Source organism: Bacteroidota bacterium (genome assembly GCA_018266835.1).
Lineage (GTDB): Bacteria > Bacteroidota > Ignavibacteria > Tepidaquicellales > Tepidaquicellaceae > JAFDZO01.
In genome coordinates this window covers 152609-168987 of sequence record JAFDZP010000002.1, presented here as the reverse complement: position 1 = coordinate 168987, position 16379 = coordinate 152609, and the positions used below count along the sequence as shown (strand labels likewise).

Below are 16379 nucleotides of genomic sequence, written 5' to 3'. Positions count from 1 at the left end.
TTTGTTAATGAACAATATTAATTTTGATGAAGCATTTACCCACTGTGAAAAAATTACTAAAAATCATTACGAAAACTTTCCTGTTGCTTCTTTTTTAATCCCCAAAGATAAAAGAAAATATGTATATGCAGTTTATTCGTTTGCAAGATACGCAGATGATATAGCTGACTCTGCTATTTTAACTTCAGAAGAAAAGCTTGCAAGATTAAATCTATTGGAAGATGAGCTTGACTGCGTATTAAATAATCAACTTGAAAATTTGCAAGAAGAGACAAAATACATTTTTATTGCTCTTTATAAAACATTGCTTGATTTAAATATACCTTCAATTGAACTTAAAAATTTGTTAACAGCATTTAAACAGGACTCTGTAAAAGATAAGTATGATACATTCGAAGAGCTGCTTGAGTATTCAAAGTATTCAGCTAATCCTGTAGGACATTTAGTGCTTTATATCTTTGGATATACAGACAAAAAATTGTTTGCACTATCAGATTATATCTGCACAGGACTACAGCTTATTAATTTCTGGCAGGATGTAGCACGGGATTTAGAAATCAATCGTGTTTATATTCCAAATGAAATTTTGCAAAAGCATAATTACAATTACGAGCTTCTTAATAATAAAGTAGAGAATGAAAATTATATTAATATAATAAAAGAGCTTATAGCCAAAACAAAAGAATTCTATAAAAAAGGCGAAGAGCTGCCGAATTTAGTAAGCGGCCGATTAAAGTACGAATTAAAAGCAACTTATTACGGGGGAATGACTATTATAAATAAAATAGAAATGCTAAATTACAGAACTTTGACCACAAGACCCGTGGTTTCCGGTTCTGATAAATTTAAGATCTTAATAAAGACAATATTTTAATTGAGCGAACAAAAGCAAATAGCAGCGGAAAGCAAATCGAATTTTTTATCGTCGTTCTCTTTTTTATCAAAAGAGAAGAACGACGCTATTAATACCGTATATGCTTTTTGCAGAAAGACCGATGACATAGTTGATGAAAATTCAGACTCAGTTGAAGTTAAGTATAAAAAAATCCGTGAGTGGAAAAACGAATTTGAACTTGCAGAGCACGGCAAATCAAAATACGCTTTATTAAATCATCTCAATAATATTATCCGAAAGTATAATATCCCCGTTGAACCTTTCTTTGAACTAATCAAAGGAATGGAAATGGACTTACAAAACCAGCGATATAAAACCTTCGATGAGCTTTATCAGTATTGCTATTGCGCTGCCGCAACGGTCGGATTAATGTGCATAGAAATTTTCGGATACAAAAATAAAAGCACACGTGAGTTTGCAATTAACTTAGGAGTAGCTCTTCAGCTTACAAATATTCTCCGCGATATAAAAATCGATGCAGAGAATGGCAGAATTTATCTTCCTAAGGAAGACATGGAAAAATTCGGATACACCGAAGAGGACTTAATGGCAAATAAGTATAATGATTCATTCATTGCTCTAATGGAATATGAATGCAAACGCGCTCACGAATATTATGAGAAAGCGAATAAGTCATTATCAAAAGATGATAAGGGACTTATGTTTGCTGCAAGAATTATGGAGCATATTTACTTCCGCATCCTAGAAAAAATTGAAAAGATGAACTACAATGTTTTCCAAAAGAAAGCAAAAATTTCCAAGGCAAAAAAATTATATATTACTTTTGGAGTACTCTTCAAGTATAAACTTCTTTACAACTCTAAAGATAACCGTAAACTGGCAACGGCAAATTAGCAACGGCAAATTAGCAACGGCAAATTAGCAACGGCAAATTAGAATGTAATCCTATCCTCTAATTAACTATTTTAATACCAAACATTACTTAACTTGTAACTCGAAATTTGAAACTTGTAACTGTAATAGGCGGCGGTTTGGCAGGACTTTCATCGGCAGTTTTCCTTAATAAGAAAGGTTACAATGTTCAGTTATTTGAATCATCACCCAAGCTCGGCGGCCGCGCATACAGTTTTTATGACAGAGAAAAAAATCTCTACTTCGATAACGGTCAGCATATTTTAGCCGGATGGTATGAAAATACTTTTGAGTATCTAAAAGCAATCGGCTCCTATGATAAGCTTGATTTTCAATCCAACCTCGAAGTTAATTTTTATGATAACAATAAAAATTCTTACAACTTAAAAACGTATAATCTCCCTGCTCCGTTTAATCTTTTATTTGGCTTATTAAATTTTAAAGCACTCTCATTTTCAGATAAACTTTCCGTATTAAAAATTTACAAAATATTTACTGATAAAAGTTTAGAGAAACTAGATAATGTAGCAGAACTGTTGAAGGTTGTAAAACAAACTTCGACTCTTATAAAATATTTCTGGGAGCCGTTTATACTTGCAGTGTTTAATGCAAAGCCTGAAAATATTAATTGTAAAACCTTTCTTGAAATTTTAAAGAACGGATTTTCGAAAAAGTCATTCTCAAATCTTGTCATACCTAAGGTAAACTTAAATGAGCTTTTTATTGATGATGCATTAACCTACTTTGAAAAGAACAATATTAAAATTTTTGAAAAGGAAAAGATATCAAAGCTAGTATTTAAAGATAACGAAATAGATTTTGCACTTACAGAGTCAGGAAATAAAGTAAAATCTGATTATTATATTTCTGCAGTTCCGTTTTTCAGATTTAAAGAATTATTTGAAATTAACGATTATAATCAATATTTTAAGGGCAGGGGCAATTTACATTCATCATCTATAATTTCCCTTCATTTGTTCTTTGAAAATGAAGTCCCTTCCGATTTATTGAAAAATAATTCGTTCGGGATGACAGGTCTTATCGGAACGAAAGTTCAGTGGATTTTCAAAAGAAACCCCAAACATCTATCTTTAGTTATAAGCGCATCGGATTTCTTAGACGAATTAACCGATGAATCAAATGAAACGATTTACAAAAATTGTTTGTCTGAATTATTTAAGTGCTTAAAAGGATTCGATGAATTAAAAGTTAAAGATTATAAAATTATAAAAGAGAAACGCGCAACATTTATTCCGGATAACGACAGTATTAACGAAAGACCTAATCAAAAAACAGCAATACAAAATTTTTTTATAGCGGGGGACTGGACCAATACAGGTCTTCCTGCCACAATAGAGAGCGCAATAAAAAGCTCCAAAATTATTTCAACTTTTTTTTAGTGTAAACTTTAATTCTAAAATTATGCCAACTGTCATTCCTTCATCAGAGATCAAGTTCCACGAAAAAGAATTAAACACTGAAGATTTAGTACAAGAACTTTTAATAAAAGAAAAGCAGAGACTTGAAAAAGAATATGGAGTCGAAGCAAAAAAAATAGATCACTTCAAACGTCCTTTCGAACACGCTTTCAAAAAAAGCGACAGAGAAAATACAACTATACTTTTCGGCGGCTTAACATGGAAACACGAAAAACTTATTCAAGGCGCTCTTGAAGGACTCGGATACAAAACCGAGTACGTTGCTACTCCCGATAAAAAAGCATTTCAGCTTGGCAAAGAATACGGCAATAACGGCCAGTGCAATCCTACGTATTTCACAGTAGGAAATCTTGTTCAGCACTTGCAGGGACTAGAAAACAAAGGTCTTTCCAAAGATGATATTAAACAAAATTATGTATTCTTCACTGCCGGCGCCTGCGGTCCCTGCCGCTTCGGAATGTACGAAGCTGAGTATCGTTTAGCTTTAAGAAATTCCGGCTTTGATGGATTCAGAGTTATTATCTTCCAGCAAACAGGCGGACTCTCACAGGAAGAAGCTGAAGCAGGACTTGAAATGAATCTTGATTTCTTTCTTGGTCTTCTCAATGCAATGATGATCGGAGATTTAATAAACGATATAGCTTACCAGATAAGACCATACGAAGTTAATAAAGGTGAAACAGATAAAGTCATGGAAGAATCGATTGACATGCTTTATCATAAATTCAAATCAAAACAGTATTTCAATTTCAATACGAAGTTAGGAAAACTTCTTTCGTTCATTCCATCTTCAGACTATGTTTCTAAATTTATTGACCAGATACTCGGTGATTATTATTTAGAGACAGTCTATGAAATAAAAGAAAAATTTAATGCTATAAAAGTTGACAGGACCAGAATGAAACCGATTGTGAAAATCACAGGTGAATTCTGGGCGCAGACAACTGAAGGCGACGGTAATTTTAATATGTTTCCTTTCCTGGAAAGGGAAGGCGCACAGCTTTTAGTTGAGCCGATTGCCACTTGGATTTTATACATGCTGCACCAGGCAAAAGAAGTTAACAAAGATGAAAAAGGTTTAGACCTTGCAAAAGACCTCAACGAAAACTTATCAATGAAAGAAAAGTTCTTATTGAAAAAGAAGTTCAAGCAGAATATGTTCATCCTTGGATTAGCTGAAAAAATATTTACCAGAGAATATAACAGAGTTCGTAAAGCTTTTGATAATATGCCCCATGAAATCGTTGACCAGCAAGTGCTGAAAGACCTTGCTCATAAATTTTATAATACAAGAGTAGAAGGCGGCGAAGGCCATCTTGAAGTCGGGAAAAGTATTTATTATACAATAAATCATCTTTGCCATATGGTGCTTTCATTGAAGCCGTTTGGCTGTATGCCTTCGACACAATCTGACGGAGTTCAGTCAGTTGTTACATCTGTTTACAAAGATATGATATTCCTTCCTATAGAAACTTCAGGTGAAGGAGATGTTAACGCACACTCAAGAGTCCAAATGGCTCTCGGTGAAGCTAAAGCAAAAGCAAAAATTGAATATAACGAATGCCTTGCTAAAACAAGATACTCAATAGAAGAAATAAAAGCATTTGTTGAAACAAGAGAGGACCTGCAAAAGCCTTTCTTTAAAGTTTCACACAGACACGGTATTGCAGGAATCGGCGCAAACTTCATTCTTGATGTTGCTGAAATTATGAAAGCTGAAGGAATAAAGACTACGGTAAAAGAAACATTAGTTGAAGGTTAAAATTATTAATAAATAAAAACTATGAGTGTAAAATTTAGTACAGTTATAGAAAAAGATCAGCATGGTTATTATGCTTATTGCCCTGAGTTAAAAGGATGTCAGACACAGGGTGAAACACTGGATGAAGTTTATGCTAATATTAAAGAAGCCATAGATTTATACCTGGAAACTTTAACACCTGAAGAACTTAGCGAATTATCAAGCAAAGAAATTCTAACTGGTTATTACGAGGCTAAAGTTGGCTAAGCTTCCAAGGTTAACAGCAAAGGATGCAGAAGATCTTTTGCTTAAAGTAGGATTTGAACTTCAAAGAACAAAAGGAAGTCACAGAATTTATTTTAAAAATGGAATCAGAGTTGTAGTACCATTTCACTCTGGAAAAATATTGCATCCTAAAATTGTTAAACAAGTTTTTGATGCGATAGATTCTGATTAAAAATTTTATTACAAACATGCCTAAATTTTATATCGGTTTTGACGTTGGTTCTACTACTGTAAAAGGAATTGTTATTGATGCTGTAACAGATAAAATTATCTGGTCTGATTATCAAAGGCACGATACTAAACAGCCGGAAAAATCACTTGAGCTTCTTAAAAAAATGGAAGAGGATTGTAAAATTTCCAATCCTTCCGATGTCCGTATTTTCATAACTGGTTCCGGCGGCTCTAACATCGGTAAACACATAGGAGCAAAGTTTGTACAGGAAGTGAATGCAGTTTCGCTTGCCGTTGAAAAATTATATCCAAATACATTATCCGTCATTGAGCTTGGCGGACAGGATGCTAAAATTATCATCTTTAAAGAAGATGCTGAAACAGGGAAGAAGAAAAAAATCCCTTCGATGAATGACAAATGCGCAGGGGGTACAGGCGCGGTTATAGATAAAATTAATGCCAAGCTGAAAATCCCGACTGCAGAACTTTGTAACATGGGCTACGAAGGTCTTCGCCTTCATCCCGTTGCAGGGAAGTGCGGAGTATTTGCAGAGACCGATATTAACGGTCTGCAAAAATCCGGTGTACCTGCCGATGAGCTTATGGCATCTCTTTTTGAATCCATCATACAGCAAAATATTTCCGTGCTTACACGCGGACATACACTTAAGCCTGAAGTGCTTCTGCTCGGCGGACCCAATACATTCATAAAAGGAATGATTGACTGCTGGCGCTCGAATATTCCAAAAATCTGGGAAGAGCGAAAAATTGTTGTACCAGATAAACCTATTGAAGAGCTTATTCGAGTACCTGATAACGCTCAATACTTTGCCTGTATTGGCGCAGTTGAATTCGGTAAAGATGAAGAAGATAACATTGGAATTTATAAAGGTTATAAAGGTCTTGAACACTATATTCAATTCGGCCGTGAAGCTGAAAAGAAACTGAACACAGTTGGAAATACTACAGGACTTTCCAAATCTCCCGAAGAACTTGTTGCATTCAAAGAAAAATATAAAGTTCCAAAATTCACTCCGCATCAGTTCAAGCCCGGTGAAGTTGTACGTGGTTTCATAGGAATTGACGGCGGCTCTACTTCTACAAAAGCTGCTTTGGTCTCGCTTGATAAACAGGTGATGGTAAAAGCTTACCAGCTTTCCAAGGGAAATCCAATCGAAGATTGTATAGATATACTTGGCTCGCTTCAGAAACAAGTTGAAGCGCAAGGCGCTACTCTTGAAATTCTTGGAGTAGGAACAACGGGTTACGCCAAAGATATTCTTAAAGAAGTTCTTCACGCCGATGTTGCATTGGTAGAAACAGTTGCCCATACTCAGGCAGGATTGCATTTCTATCCTGAGACCGATGTCATCTGTGACGTTGGCGGACAGGATATTAAAATTATAATTTTGAATCAGGGACGTGTAGTTGATTTTAAACTGAATACACAGTGCTCTGCCGGTAACGGATATTTTCTTCAGTCCACTGCTCAGGGCTTTGGATATGAAGTAGAAGAATTTGCTAACGTTGCTTTCTCTGCTACAACATTCCCGACTTTCGGTTACGGCTGCGCAGTATTTATGCAGTCCGATATTGTTGACTTCCAACGCCAGGGATGGAAAGCAGAAGAGATTATGGCAGGACTTGCAAACGTTCTTCCGAAAAATATCTGGCTCTATGTATCGCAGATTCCGAATCTTGCAAAGCTCGGCTCTACATTTGTATTGCAGGGCGGAACACAGCATAATCTTGCTGCAGTAAAATCCCAAGTAGATTTTATAGAGGAGCGCTTCAAAGGCTCCGGCATTACCCCTAACATTTATGTTCACCGGCACACCGGTGAAGCGGGCGCAATTGGGTGTGGTATTGAAGCGGCCCGATTGTATCATAATGGTCATAGAACAGAGTTCATTGGTTTAGAAAAAGTTTCTCAGATTTTATATAAGACAACACGCTCAGAAGATACACGCTGTTACTTCTGCAAGAATAAATGTCTCAGGACTTTTATTGATGTTAAGACAGATAACATTGCTCCTGAAGTTTTCGAAGAAGAAAAAAGAAAATTTGTTGAGCTTAATATCATTCAGCCGGAAAAAATTGTTAACCCGAAATCCAAAGTCCCTATGGAAGATGGAATTCAGCGGCTTATCATTGCGACTTGCGAAAAAGGAACTGTAGAAGATATCGCCGATATGAAGGGAATTAAATCGGGACTCGATACAATCAAGAAAGCAAATCCGAATATAGTTGATGAAGCTGCTACGAAAGTATGGATGACCTTTAAACCTCCGATTGTAAAAGACACAGATGAAGATGTAAGAAATCAGGTTTATAAATCTCCGTTAAAAAAACTATTAAAGAATAAATCTTCAGAGGAAGAAATATCAAAACGTTTAGAGCAAATTGCAAAGAGAGAAAAAATTGTTATTGGTATTCCGCGTTTACTGAACATGTACTCGCATACTCCTTTCTTCACTGCTTACTTTGAAGCGCTGGGAATAAAACCAGGCAATTTTGTATTCAGCGAATACACTTCCGAAGAAATGTATAAAGCCGGAGCCAAGCGCGGAAGCATTGACCCATGTTTTCCTTCGAAGGTTGCGATTCCGCATATTCATAATTTAGTTTACGTTCAGAATAAAAAGAAAAAATTAGATTTTATATTTGCTCCGATAGTTGATACAATGCCGTCGGATTTAGAATATGCACAGGCGCACACTGCATGCCCGACTATCACTGCAACTATCGAAGCGGCTAAAGCTGCCTTCACTAAAGAAGGTGACTTATTTAAAGAATCAGGACTTGAATACCTTTGTCCTTTTATTCAATTGAACAGCGAGCAGCTTACTGCAAGGCAGTTGTTCAATGAATTCAAAGACCGTCTCGGATTATCCGAGGAAGAAAATCGCAGAGCAGTTAAAGAAGGCTTCAAGGCATTCTATAAATTCTATGAAGACTTAAAAACAAAATCCAAAGAAGTTCTTACACAGTTAGAGAACGAAGACCGCATTGGTATAGTTCTGCTTGGAAGACCTTATCATAATGACCCGGGTATCAACCACGAAATCCTTGAAGAGTTTCAGAAGCTCGGCTATCCTGTATTTTTCCAGGATGCATTGCCGACTGATGATGAAACACTCGATAAGCTTTTCGGCGATGATGTACGCTCGGGATTGCTCCGCTCTCCTATGGATATTGATGACGTATGGAAAAATTCTTACTCTGAAAATACATCGCGTAAAGTCTGGGCTGCAAAGTACACTGCACGCCATCCGAACTTAGTTGCGCTTGAGCTTTCGTCTTTCAAGTGCGGACACGACGCTCCTATCTATACAGTTGTTCAGGAAATCGTCGAGTCATCCGGTACGCCTTACTTCTCATTCAAAGATATCGATGAGAATAAGCCGACGGGAGCTATAAAAATCAGAATTGAAACTATCAGCTACTTCTTAAAACGCTACCGCGAAGATATGGTAACGAATAAGAACAAAGTTATGACTATAGAGGAGAAGCTGAAAGAATACGAAATGAAAATCCGCAGACAGCTTGAGCTTGGCAAAAAGCTATCAAAGCTGGCTGATGAAAACGGCAACGGTTCTATGTTTCCAAAGCCTCACAGGGAAATTGAGATTAATATTCCTGAGAGGTTCAAGAAGAAAGAACTATCTGAAGTAGAATAATTTTACCTGTTAGTGGGTAGAAATTTTTAAACCTGATTTTGCGAAAGCGGAGTCAGGTTTTTTGTTTTATAGTCACATTATTGTCGCATTTTGGATCACAGATGTTTATGATTCGTATGATGTCACAGATAGTTGCATTATTGTACATTATTATCACATTTTTTCTTCTCATTCCCAACGTCCTCGTTGGGAATGTTGCATTGTAACATTATTGTCACTTTTTTCTGTTAACTGTTAATTACTAATTGTTAATTGAAAAGTCGCATAATTGTTACATTTTCTTCTGACCGCCCCCTCAGTCCCCCTCCTTCGTAAGGAGGGGGAAGCCGTGTGTTATAGTCGCATTATTGTCACATTTTGTTTTTAATTAATCCATCTTTTCATCATTCAATACCTGTTGATATTGTTTTTACAATACCGGAAAATTTTATTTTCTGATTTTGACGGATTTTTGACGGATTCGCCTTCGGCGAATAAGGATTTCAAATTTTGTTACAGAGTAATTCGCCTAGGCGAATAACATTTTACTTTTGACCTGAAAGGTTTTTAATCCTGTCAGGTCAATGTACTGAAAGTAATATTATTGTCACATTTTCTAAGACCTTCTCTTGCACCATTATTTTAATGAAGAGGAAGCCGAGTGTATATAAATTTAATCAGAATTTTTTTGGAATGAAATCAGATGATACCTATTACTACTAATAGTTAGAAATATTTAAATTTTACTTGACAGGAATTGAGTTTGGTTGTTTGTTAATTGTTCTTGGTTTTTGTAAGACACCTTACATGTGTCTTGCATTAGATATGTTTTGAGACGCATGTAATGCGTCTCTACAAGAATTGTGGTTGTTGGTCAGGAGACCAACAACGGCTGTGGGTGTGATTTTCTTTTGACCTGATCCGCCAAGGCGGACTTCGCACGAGTCAGGTTATTTTATAAGTCTAAATACTTTCTACCTACTACTTTCTACTTGCTACATTCCTGCCATCTTCATCAATCTCTCCCATTGCTCATCTGTAACGGGAACGACGGAGAGTCTTCCTATTCTTACGAACAGCCAGTCCTTGAAAAATGAATCTGCTTTTATATCGGCAATGCCTATGGGATTTTTAAGTTTGCTCTTAGGTTTAATATCGAATACTAATCTCTTCGGATCATCAAGCTTAGGGTCTGGATAAACGGTTTTAGTTATTTCTGCAATACCGACTGCCTGGCGTTCATCTCCTGTATGATATATTAAACAAAGCTCACCTTTTTTCATATCGCGCATGTGTTTAAGTGCAGCGTTGTTATTGATGCCGTCCCAGACAGCTTTTTTATCTTTTACAAGGTCGTCCCAACTGTAAACGTCGGGCTCACTTTTGAGTAACCAATTCATTTTGTATAATTAATAATTAGTAATTAATAATGAATAACGAAAATTTTTATTTTAATGAACGAACATCAAGATTTTACATGAGCAATGAATTATTAATTATTCATTATTAATTATTAATTATTCATTATTAATTATTAATTATTCATTATTAATTATTCATTATTGTAAACCGTCATCTTAGCATACTTCAGTACAATCTTTTTTAATCCGATATCATCAAAATATATTTCCGCCTTTTTATCTACGCCTTTGCCAACGACTTCAAGCACAGTGCCTTTGCCGAACGTGCTGTGACTTACAACAACGCCTTTTTTAATATCGGAAAAGGCATCATCAGTAGTCTGCGCAAAATACTCTTCCTTTTTATATCCTGCTTTCTGCGCATCGAACTTAACTGCAATGCTTTGCCTCTGATAGCCGGAAGAAGTGGATGAAGAACTTTTTTTTGCATGTGGAATTTTAACTCCCTCATACTTTATATGCTCATTGTAAATATCTTCAGAAATTTCTTTTATGAATTTTGACTTCATCTGGTACTGCGGAGTGCCGAAGCGGTACCGCATATTTGCAAATGAAAGATAGAGCTTCGTCTTTGCTCGTGTGACTGCTACGTAAAATAATCTTCGCTCTTCTTCAAGATCTTCAAGATTTGAAATTGAATTCATCGAAGGGAAAAGTCCTTCTTCAAGTCCCGTGATAAATACAACGGGATACTCAAGTCCCTTTGCTGCGTGAATAGTCATGAGAGTTACAGCATTCTTCCTGTCATCGAGGGTATCTATATCGGCAACGAGCGAAACTTCCTGTAAAAATCCTTCCAGTGTTGCACCTTCATTGTTATCATCGTACTGAGCGATTGCTGAAATTAATTCCTGCAGGTTGCTCAACCGTTCATCAGATTCCAGTGTATTTTCTAATCTCAGCTTATACATCAATCCGGTTTCATCAATTATACTTTTTGATAATTCCGTAAGTGACATTTCTTCGCTGAGATATTTATACTTAGCGGAGAACTTTGCAACTTCAACAAGTAAATTTTTTGTTTTGCCGCCGAATTCAGGATAATCTTCAACATTTTTCAACACATCCATTAACTGCTTGCCTTCGATTTCAGCAATTCTGGTAAGCTTATCAATTGTAGTTTTGCCGATACCTTCTTTGATATTGAGAACACGAAGAAGCGATTCATTATCATTTGGATTTACAACAATCCTTAAATTTGCAATTATATCTTTAATTTCTTTTCTCTGATAAAAACGGATACCGCCAACGATTAAATAGGGAATGCCGTTTTGTCTTAAACTATCTTCAATAATTCTTGATTGCGCATTTGTCCTGTATAAAATTACAAAGTCCTTAAAATTATATTTCTGTTTATAAATTTCTTCGGTGATATATCGCGTAATTTTATATGCTTCATCTTTATCTGACATTGTTTCAAGCAGAGTGATATGCTCGCCGTCAAAATTATCTGTCCATATATCTTTCTTGAACTGTTTTTTATTTCTTTTGATTACATCATCTGCAAGCGCAAGAATTTTTTTGGTTGAGCGGTAGTTCTGTTCAAGCTTGAAAACGTTGCTGTCATCAAAATCTTCTTCGAAGTCAAAAATATTCTGTATCTCAGCTCCGCGCCATTTATAAATTGACTGCGCATCATCACCAACTATAGTAACATTCTTATATTTCTGCGCAAGCATTTTCACGATCATGTACTGCGCGCGGTTCGTATCCTGATACTCATCCACTAAAATAAATTTGAACCGCTCCTGATATTTTTCAAGCACATCGGGATTCTGCATAAATAATTCTATAGGCTTCATCAGCAAGTCATCAAAATCCATTGCATTATTTTTTTGCAGCGTCTCCTGATAAAGAGGATAAATTTCTTCAACTCTTCTTTCAAAAGGGGACTTTGCTATCGATGCATATACTGCCGGAGTTATGAGTTTATTCTTCTGTTTGCTGATTTCCGAGTGAATACTCTTCGGAGTCGGGTTCTCAATAGAAAGGTTTCTGTTCAGCATTATCTGCTTAACAACGTTTGCAGAGTCATCTGAGTCATAAATAGTGAAGTTCCGGTCAAAACCAATTTTATCTCCGTCGAATCTGAGTATGCGCGCAAAGATGCTGTGGAACGTGCCCATCCATATCTTATCGGCATTGATTTCAACAAGCTTGCCGATACGCTCCTTCATTTCTGAGGCAGCTTTATTGGTAAAGGTGAGCGCTAAAATTTCATAGGGGCTTACGCCTGATTCAATTAAATGTGCTATTTTGTATGTTAAAACACGGGTTTTGCCGCTTCCAGCGCCGGCAATAATTATGCTTGGTCCTTCAATTTCTTCAACAGCCTTTCTCTGTTCTTCGTTGAGAATGCTTAAGTCTAATGGCATTTTTTGCTAAATCCTTATAAGTCCTTTGGAACTAATTTTTTTTAAGTGAATTAAATGATTGTGAGGCATTGTAAAATAGGAAAAATTAAGATGAGATTAAACGATTTTAATTGAATTTTTACATTGACATTTCTGTTATAATCTATGAATTTTACATTAAATAAATTATAAAATGAAGCATCTTCTGATTGTCTTAATATCCCTTGTCATCATTAACTCCGGCTACTCTCAATTTAAACCAATAGAAACCAAAAAAAATCCGTACACTCAGTCAACGGGAAATTTAATTCTCGGAATTTTTAATCCGAAAAATTTCTCAATGTCACATTCGTTTAATGTTTCAATGCTCAGCACTCAAACAGGAAGTTTATCACTTGCAACTTATACGAACTCAATGGCATACAGATTTAACGATAAGTTAACTGTAAGCGCAGATGTATCGATGCAGTACTCTCCGTTTGCAAGCTCAGTTTATGGAACGGGATATTCAAATCAATTGCAGAAAGATTTTTCAGGAATTTCATTATCAAGAGCTTCGATAGATTACAAATTATCAGAGAACTCCTCAATAAAGTTTGAATACAGAAATATGCAGAATGACCCGTACGGTTATTACAATCCTTATGGATACAATGGTTTTTACGGAAGATAAAAATTATTAAATATCATCAAAGTTTAAAACCGGAAATTGTTTTTGTTCCGGTTTTTTTATTTCAGAAAAAAATACATCTTCTTATAAATAATTTTACACAAGACTTCTTAAATGAAGAAAAATTTTCTTAACTACATTCTTAATGCAGTAATAATTATTCTTATTGCAGTCGTCGGATATTTGACCTTCTCGCTCGTCACAAACTCGCTCAAGTCCAAAGATAAATCCAGCGTACAGATAACAGATACAAATAAAGTTACGAATCAACCCAACCTTACTGCGCAGCTTGATGTGCAGAACGGAACGAATGAGCAGGGCGTTGCATCTAAGTTTACTGAGTACCTCAGAAAAAAAGGATTTGATGTTGTTGATATGGGTAACAGCAAATACAAAGATATTGAAAAGACGACTATCATTGACAGGAAAGGCGATAAGAAAATTGCGCTTGCAGTTGCTTCGGCGCTGGGAGTGAGTGAGAACAGTATTACACAGCAAATAAATAAAAGTCTTTACCTTGATGCAACAGTTGTGATAGGAAAAGATTTTAAGAATTTAAAACCATTTTTAGAAAAAGAAAAAAAATAAATGAAATCTACCGCACTTGCAAAAAAAATCTCGCAGCTTATACTTGATAAAAAAGGTGAGGATGTAAAGATACTTGATATAAGAAATTTAACAAACATTTCGGATTACTTCGTTATTGCTTCCGCTTCATCGGATACACAGGTGAAGGCGATTGCCGACCATATTTCAAAAGAAACAAAAAAAATTGATGAGAAGCCCTGGCATAACGAGGGAATGAGTAATATGAACTGGGTGCTTTTAGACTTCGTAGATGTTGTTGTTCATATATTTTTAACCGAGTCAAGAAAGTTTTATAATCTTGAAGGTCTCTGGGCAGATGCCGAAGTGACCGAAGTTAAAGACGAACCAAAGCCTGTAAGGAAGACAAGTAAAAAAGCTGATGCTGATGTGACTGAAGTCGATGAGACGACAAGTGATAAGCCCGTGAAAGCAAAAAGAAAATCAAAAAAGAGTGAAGTAGCTGACGAAGAAGTAAATGAAGATGCAGAATAATGTTAATGAATTAATTGATTGAACCAACAAAAATGAAATTAGTAAGCGTAATAAAATCCAATTTAGAAGAGCACAGGGCAAACGAACCGTTAATAATATTAACCATGGGCGATGCTAACGGCATTGGTCCTGAAATCATTCTGAAGATATATAACGAGACAAGTTTGTTTACGAGTTACAATCTTAAAGTTGCAGGCTCAAAAAAAATTCTGGATTATTATGCGCAGATATTTAATCTTAATGAAATCCCGTCCGATTTATTTTGTGAAATTCCCATTAAAGAAAAGTTTGAAGTAAAGATTGGTGAGATAAACAAATCATCAGGAAAATATTCAGGTGACTGTGTCGCTGCAGCTGCAAAGCTCTGCCTTGAAAAGAAAGTCGAAGCAATGGTTACTTTGCCGATATCAAAAGAAGCGTTTAACTTAGGAGGATATGCGTTCAACGGGCACACTGAGATGCTGACTTCGTTATCGAATTCGTTCGCATCTGCAATGCTGCTGTATTCGAAGAAAATAACTGTCTCTCTGGCTACGATTCATATTCCATTAGAGAAAGTTGCAGGCAAGATAGGAAGAGAAATGCTGATTGAAAAAATTATTCTTATCAATAATTCTCTTATAAAAGATTTCAGGAAGATAGAGCCGAAGATAGCTGTGCTTGGATTAAATCCGCATGCAGGCGATGGCGGAATGATAGGAAAAGAAGATGATGAAATTATTATCCCTGCAATAAAAGAGTTAAGAGATTTCGGTTTTAACATACAGGGACCTTTCCCATCGGACGGATTTTTTGCAACAGGAAAATATAAACAATACGATTTAACTTTTGCTATGTACCACGACCAGGGGTTAATTCCGTTCAAGATGATTGCATTCGAGAAAGGTGTTAACTTCACTGCAGGATTAGATTTTATCAGAACGTCTCCTGACCACGGTACTGCATTCGATATTGCAGGCAGGGGAGTTGCAAATACAACAAGCACGATTAAGGCAATAAAGCTTGCAAGGAAAATCGCAAAGAACCGCAATTCATTTGTAGTCTCATGATAGAATTCCAGAACGTATCATATTCATATCCCAATAAGCAGGTCTTCGATAACATCGAACTAAAAATTAACGCAGGTGAATTTGTATTTCTTGTGGGCGAGAGCGGTATCGGTAAGAGTACTTTGCTCAAGTTAATTTATCTTGAGCTCTTCCCAACTAGAGGGAATATGGTGATTGATAATTATAATTCGTCACGAATTGAGAAGAAGGAGATTCCATTTTTAAGAAGAAAGCTGGGAGTAGTATTTCAGGATTTTAAGATCCTGCACGACAGGAACGTTTTTGAAAACGCTGCAATACCTTTATATATAGAGGGACTGAAGAAGGAGTATATTAAGAAGAAAGTTTACGATGTTCTTTCAAAGGTTGGACTTATAGACAAAGTTAACGATATGCCATACGATTTATCAGGCGGAGAGCAGCAAAGACTAGCCATAGCCCGCGCAATTATAAATGACCCGATTGCATTAATAGCCGATGAACCGACAGGTAACCTTGACCCGTTTGTATCAGTTGAGATTTTGAAACTTATAAATGAAATTAATTTATTCGGAACGGCAGTAATACTTTCAACGCATAACTTTGAAATCGTAAGGAAGATGAAGGATAAGAGAATTATTCAGATAAAAGAAAAGAAGTTGTTTGAGGTGAGGTTGAAGTCTTGATAGTATTGAGTATTGAGTAGTGGGTATTGAGAACAACAAAAAATTTTAAGTGTTACAAAAAAGGCGCATACTCTGCG

At 36.0% G+C, this 16379-nt stretch carries 14 protein-coding genes; 12 read left to right on the top strand and 2 right to left on the bottom strand.

What is annotated here, in order from left to right; genetic code table 11:
- Nucleotides 1-7 precede the first annotated feature (7 nt).
- The 7 genes from hpnC (at nucleotide 8) to JST55_02545 (ending at nucleotide 9084) form a co-directional block, all read left to right on the top strand.
- Nucleotides 8-874, top strand: a complete 867-nt coding sequence (gene hpnC, locus JST55_02575) for a squalene synthase HpnC (GenBank protein MBS1492365.1) — start codon at nucleotides 8-10, stop codon at nucleotides 872-874.
- The gene (locus tag JST55_02570; GenBank protein ID MBS1492364.1) at nucleotides 875-1750 is read left to right on the top strand and encodes a phytoene/squalene synthase family protein; all 876 of its coding nucleotides are present in this window, start codon (nucleotides 875-877) and stop codon (nucleotides 1748-1750) included.
- A 107-nt stretch (nucleotides 1751-1857) separates the two neighbouring features.
- Complete coding sequence (locus JST55_02565) at nucleotides 1858-3168, top strand: oleate hydratase (GenBank protein ID MBS1492363.1); 1311 nt, start codon at nucleotides 1858-1860, stop codon at nucleotides 3166-3168.
- A gap of 22 nt (nucleotides 3169-3190) precedes the next feature.
- Nucleotides 3191-4969, top strand: coding sequence for an activator of (R)-2-hydroxyglutaryl-CoA dehydratase (locus JST55_02560; protein MBS1492362.1), 1779 nt, complete (start codon nucleotides 3191-3193; stop codon nucleotides 4967-4969).
- Between the two features lie 21 nt (nucleotides 4970-4990).
- Nucleotides 4991-5215 (top strand): type II toxin-antitoxin system HicB family antitoxin, encoded by a 225-nt coding sequence (locus JST55_02555; protein MBS1492361.1) that lies wholly within the window; start codon nucleotides 4991-4993, stop codon nucleotides 5213-5215.
- Nucleotides 5208-5405, top strand: coding sequence for a type II toxin-antitoxin system HicA family toxin (locus tag JST55_02550; protein ID MBS1492360.1), 198 nt, complete (start codon nucleotides 5208-5210; stop codon nucleotides 5403-5405). Before JST55_02555 ends, JST55_02550 begins: the two co-directional genes overlap by 8 nt.
- Before the next feature lie 16 nt (nucleotides 5406-5421).
- Complete coding sequence (locus tag JST55_02545; protein MBS1492359.1) at nucleotides 5422-9084, top strand: CoA activase; 3663 nt, start codon at nucleotides 5422-5424, stop codon at nucleotides 9082-9084.
- A 974-nt stretch (nucleotides 9085-10058) separates the two neighbouring features.
- Here the strand turns inward: JST55_02545 and JST55_02540 are convergent.
- Both JST55_02540 and JST55_02535 read right to left on the bottom strand, forming a co-directional pair.
- Nucleotides 10059-10463 (bottom strand): EVE domain-containing protein, encoded by a 405-nt coding sequence (locus JST55_02540; protein MBS1492358.1) that lies wholly within the window; start codon nucleotides 10461-10463, stop codon nucleotides 10059-10061.
- A gap of 152 nt (nucleotides 10464-10615) precedes the next feature.
- Entirely contained in the window at nucleotides 10616-12859 is a 2244-nt protein-coding gene (locus JST55_02535) for a UvrD-helicase domain-containing protein (GenBank protein MBS1492357.1), read from the bottom strand.
- 172 nt (nucleotides 12860-13031) lie between these two features.
- On the opposite strand from JST55_02535, the gene JST55_02530 reads away from it, so the two are divergent.
- The 5 genes from JST55_02530 (at nucleotide 13032) to JST55_02510 (ending at nucleotide 16302) form a co-directional block, all read left to right on the top strand.
- A complete protein-coding gene (locus tag JST55_02530; protein ID MBS1492356.1) occupies nucleotides 13032-13511 on the top strand; it encodes a hypothetical protein in 480 nt (159 codons plus the stop codon).
- A 111-nt stretch (nucleotides 13512-13622) separates the two neighbouring features.
- Entirely contained in the window at nucleotides 13623-14096 is a 474-nt protein-coding gene (locus tag JST55_02525) for a LytR C-terminal domain-containing protein (protein ID MBS1492355.1), read from the top strand.
- Complete coding sequence (rsfS, locus tag JST55_02520; protein MBS1492354.1) at nucleotides 14097-14588, top strand: ribosome silencing factor; 492 nt, start codon at nucleotides 14097-14099, stop codon at nucleotides 14586-14588.
- Between the two features lie 32 nt (nucleotides 14589-14620).
- Nucleotides 14621-15637, top strand: coding sequence for a 4-hydroxythreonine-4-phosphate dehydrogenase PdxA (gene pdxA, locus JST55_02515; protein ID MBS1492353.1), 1017 nt, complete (start codon nucleotides 14621-14623; stop codon nucleotides 15635-15637).
- A complete protein-coding gene (locus tag JST55_02510; GenBank protein MBS1492352.1) occupies nucleotides 15634-16302 on the top strand; it encodes an ATP-binding cassette domain-containing protein in 669 nt (222 codons plus the stop codon). Before pdxA ends, JST55_02510 begins: the two co-directional genes overlap by 4 nt.
- Nucleotides 16303-16379: the final 77 nt, after the last annotated feature.

Bases quoted from the DNA above. Each gene is read 5' to 3' on its own strand.
- pdxA (MBS1492353.1), top strand. From the start codon at position 14,621: ATGAAATTAGTAAGCGTAATAAAATCCAATTTAGAAGAGCACAGGGCA.
- JST55_02535 (MBS1492357.1), bottom strand. From the start codon at position 12,859: ATGCCATTAGACTTAAGCATTCTCAACGAAGAACAGAGAAAGGCTGTT.
- JST55_02555 (MBS1492361.1), top strand. From the start codon at position 4,991: ATGAGTGTAAAATTTAGTACAGTTATAGAAAAAGATCAGCATGGTTAT.
- JST55_02510 (MBS1492352.1), top strand. From the start codon at position 15,634: ATGATAGAATTCCAGAACGTATCATATTCATATCCCAATAAGCAGGTC.
- JST55_02545 (MBS1492359.1), top strand. From the start codon at position 5,422: ATGCCTAAATTTTATATCGGTTTTGACGTTGGTTCTACTACTGTAAAA.
- JST55_02530 (MBS1492356.1), top strand. From the start codon at position 13,032: ATGAAGCATCTTCTGATTGTCTTAATATCCCTTGTCATCATTAACTCC.
- hpnC (MBS1492365.1), top strand. From the start codon at position 8: ATGAACAATATTAATTTTGATGAAGCATTTACCCACTGTGAAAAAATT.
- JST55_02560 (MBS1492362.1), top strand. From the start codon at position 3,191: ATGCCAACTGTCATTCCTTCATCAGAGATCAAGTTCCACGAAAAAGAA.
- rsfS (MBS1492354.1), top strand. From the start codon at position 14,097: ATGAAATCTACCGCACTTGCAAAAAAAATCTCGCAGCTTATACTTGAT.
- JST55_02525 (MBS1492355.1), top strand. From the start codon at position 13,623: ATGAAGAAAAATTTTCTTAACTACATTCTTAATGCAGTAATAATTATT.
- JST55_02540 (MBS1492358.1), bottom strand. From the start codon at position 10,463: ATGAATTGGTTACTCAAAAGTGAGCCCGACGTTTACAGTTGGGACGAC.